This window comes from Brunnivagina elsteri CCALA 953 (assembly GCF_002289455.1).
Lineage (GTDB): Bacteria > Cyanobacteriota > Cyanobacteriia > Cyanobacteriales > Nostocaceae > Brunnivagina > Brunnivagina elsteri.
Window position 1 is genome coordinate 1 of the sequence record NZ_NTFS01000612.1, and the last position, 2650, is coordinate 2650.

4 protein-coding genes and 1 pseudogene are annotated in these 2650 nt (G+C 36.7%); 2 read left to right on the forward strand and 3 right to left on the reverse strand.

The window, feature by feature from the left end; translation table 11 throughout:
• Window positions 1–62 precede the first annotated feature (62 nt).
• Complete coding sequence (locus CK510_RS29050) at window positions 63–206, forward strand: element excision factor XisH family protein (protein WP_245912495.1); 144 nt, start codon at window positions 63–65, stop codon at window positions 204–206.
• Entirely contained in the window at window positions 194–529 is a 336-nt protein-coding gene (locus CK510_RS29055) for a XisI protein (protein WP_095724932.1), read from the forward strand. The genes CK510_RS29050 and CK510_RS29055 overlap by 13 nt, the downstream gene beginning before the upstream one ends.
• Before the next feature lie 496 nt (window positions 530–1025).
• Here the strand turns inward: CK510_RS29055 and CK510_RS29060 are convergent.
• From CK510_RS29060 to CK510_RS29070, 3 genes and pseudogenes are all read right to left on the reverse strand, one after another.
• A pseudogene (locus tag CK510_RS29060) lies at window positions 1026–1708 on the reverse strand (Uma2 family endonuclease).
• Window positions 1709–1779: 71 nt separating this feature from the next.
• On the reverse strand, window positions 1780–2118 hold the full coding sequence (locus tag CK510_RS29065) for a XisI protein (RefSeq protein WP_095724933.1): 339 nt from the start codon (window positions 2116–2118) through the stop codon (window positions 1780–1782).
• Window positions 2109–2519, reverse strand: coding sequence for a XisH family protein (locus tag CK510_RS29070; RefSeq protein WP_095724934.1), 411 nt, complete (start codon window positions 2517–2519; stop codon window positions 2109–2111). The genes CK510_RS29065 and CK510_RS29070 overlap by 10 nt, the downstream gene beginning before the upstream one ends.
• Between the last annotated feature and the right edge of the window lie 131 nt (window positions 2520–2650).

The following is a 2650-nucleotide window of genomic DNA, read 5'->3' on the forward strand; positions in this document are numbered from 1 at the left end:
TAAGTCACCTCACGTAGATGCATTCTCCGTATTTACTTATCTTTACATAGTTTGGTTTTTTTATGCCCACCTACTTAGCAGTTGATGCAGAAACTTATAATGATTTTTTTACGCTTCCATTTCTACAGCTTCAAATTCAAGAATTTCAATTAAAACTGTTAGTTTACGATACTGAAACTGAGGAGATAGTAAGATGGATAAGTTAGAAAAATATAGGGAATATATTCAGCAACTTTTGACAAAATATGGTAGTTATAAACCTTCTTATGGCGATGTAGAAGTAGAACAAATATTTGATACTGTACGTGACCATTATCAACTTGTTAATGTAGGTTGGGAAAATAAACGTCGTGTATATGGTTGTTCAATACACATTGATATCAAGGATGAAAAAATTTGGATTCAGTGGAATGGAACAGAGATAAATGTTGCAGAAGAGCTAGTTTTAATGGGAGTTTCAAAACAAGATATTGTGATCGGATTTCATTCACCTTATAAAAGACAGTTTACAGATTTTGCTGTGGGTTAGGAAGTAATGAATAAAACGTGCGAAGCTTGCGCGACGTAAGTTTTTCGCTTTACTATACGGGTTGAATGAGAAGTGCGATTTGCAAGGTTTTTTGAGGTGCGTTAGCGTTCGCTTTTAGCGTTCCCGTAGGGTAGCTCAACGAAGTTATCGCATTTAGGGTATGGGTTGATTTGGAAGTGCGATTGATAGGGTTTTATCAGGTGCGATTGCTTTGCTGTATGGGTTTAATGAGAAGTACGATTGGTATGGTTTTTTTGATGTGCGATCGCATGGAAAATGTGGGTTAGATTAAAAATGCGATTGGTTAGGTTTTTTGATATGCGATCGCTTTACAGTATGGTTTGAGAAGTGCGATTGGTAAGGTTTTTTGAGGTGCGTGAGCGTTCGCTTTTAGCGTTCCCGTAGGGTAGCTCAACGAAGTTATCGCATTTAGAGTACGGGTTGATTTGGAAGTGCGATCGCATTCCCGATTTTGGTTAAATTAAAAGAGCGATCGCTATGGCATAATATCATCAAGTTTAAGCTCTAAATTTGGAAATAAATAAGAATTAATAGCATCACCCAAGCGATATTGTTACTGCTGATATACCCCATTAACTAATTGACAGACTGTAAAAGTAGGCTGTTTAGGATTTCCGATAAATTGCAAACCACCTAAACCTCTAAAATCCACAATCCAATATTCTGCTATTCCTAGAAAAGCATATTCTTCCACTTTTCTTGCATAATCATCTTGCCAATTGCTACTTACCCTTACGGGTACTCGCTCCGCGAGAAGCAAGCTACGTCAGTTGCTTCAACGCGGGGAACCCGCGCAACGCACTGACTCACTACCTCGGCAACCAATTTAATCGTATTACCAATACAAATAATCGGCTCTTTTTGCCAAAGAGGTTCCTGGTTAAGTTTGATTTTATCTAAAACAATTACATCCGGACGTAATGCTGTCGCTTCTGCTGCGGGGGGTTTAATCAAACAAGTTTTGGGAATCAACCAGTTACAATTAGAACGAAGAATTTCAGCATAAACTCTACCAGCAATATTTCCTGAAACCTCTTCATGTGGACCAGTTGGTTCCATATCACGTAATTCTCCATCAATAAGTTCGTAACGGGGATTATCCCCATACTCAGCGAGAAATTTGTCGAAAGTGAGAAGTTTGGGTGGGGTGTAGGTCATAGTTCACATTGTGGCATGAGATGGTTTTATTTTAGCGAAGTGATATTAACTCTCTTCCATAATTTTATTTATCAACTTCCAAACTCAGTAAACTGACGTATATATGGTTCATGAAATGCCAGAATAATATCTTGCTTAGGTACTCCCATTTCTACTAATTGATTAGCAATTCCCACTTCAGTTCCATCATGTTGAATCCAAATTTTCCCATCTTTAATATCAAGATGTAAAATGCAACCAAAATCCCGTTTATTTCCTCTCCAACCAACATAAAGTAATTGATAATGGTCTTGGTGTTCGTCAAAAATTGTTTGCACCTCATACTCTTCGTATTTTCGTGACATCGAAGCTCGCTTTTGTCGTTCGGAAAGAATCTGCCGAATATATTGCCGATATTGTTCTACAGCCATTGACTAATAACCTCCTCTTCTACATCGTAAATCATCAACCGTAATTGATATTTTTCAACTGCCGATATAATAAATTTTCGTTGAAAAAAAGTTTCATAAACAGGCAATCTTACAGCTAAATAAAGTAAGCGTTCGGGTTCAATTGTTTCTAATGCATCTCGATAATTTAAAAATTGTCCCAAGGCAGTATGAAATTCGGAAACATTCGATGGACTAATAAAACTTTTAATTTCTACTGCTATTTTTCGTCCTTCTCTCTCTGCTACTAAAAGTTCTTCTGCTGCTAAATCAATCTCAAAATCGACATCATCCACATTAATTTCATAAGGGTCATCTGTAATTTTCCAGCCTTCTTTTTCTAAGGCATTTCTAACAATATTATGAAATCTATCTTTTGCCATAGGAACTCACTATACTAAAAATTAGGCTAGTTAAAAGTAGATAAACCTCGTCTACGTTGAAAACCGTAGTTTTTCTTCATCTTCTTCAAGATGATTTTTTACCCACAAGCGATCGCTAATTTCAAACGGAT

What these genes read in the sequence shown, in the direction of transcription:
- CK510_RS29065 (WP_095724933.1), bottom strand. Translation starts at nt 2,118, where the DNA reads ATGGCTGTAGAACAATATCGGCAATATATTCGGCAGATTCTTTCCGAA.
- CK510_RS29070 (WP_095724934.1), bottom strand. Translation starts at nt 2,519, where the DNA reads ATGGCAAAAGATAGATTTCATAATATTGTTAGAAATGCCTTAGAAAAA.
- CK510_RS29050 (WP_245912495.1), top strand. Translation starts at nt 63, where the DNA reads ATGCCCACCTACTTAGCAGTTGATGCAGAAACTTATAATGATTTTTTT.
- CK510_RS29055 (WP_095724932.1), top strand. Translation starts at nt 194, where the DNA reads ATGGATAAGTTAGAAAAATATAGGGAATATATTCAGCAACTTTTGACA.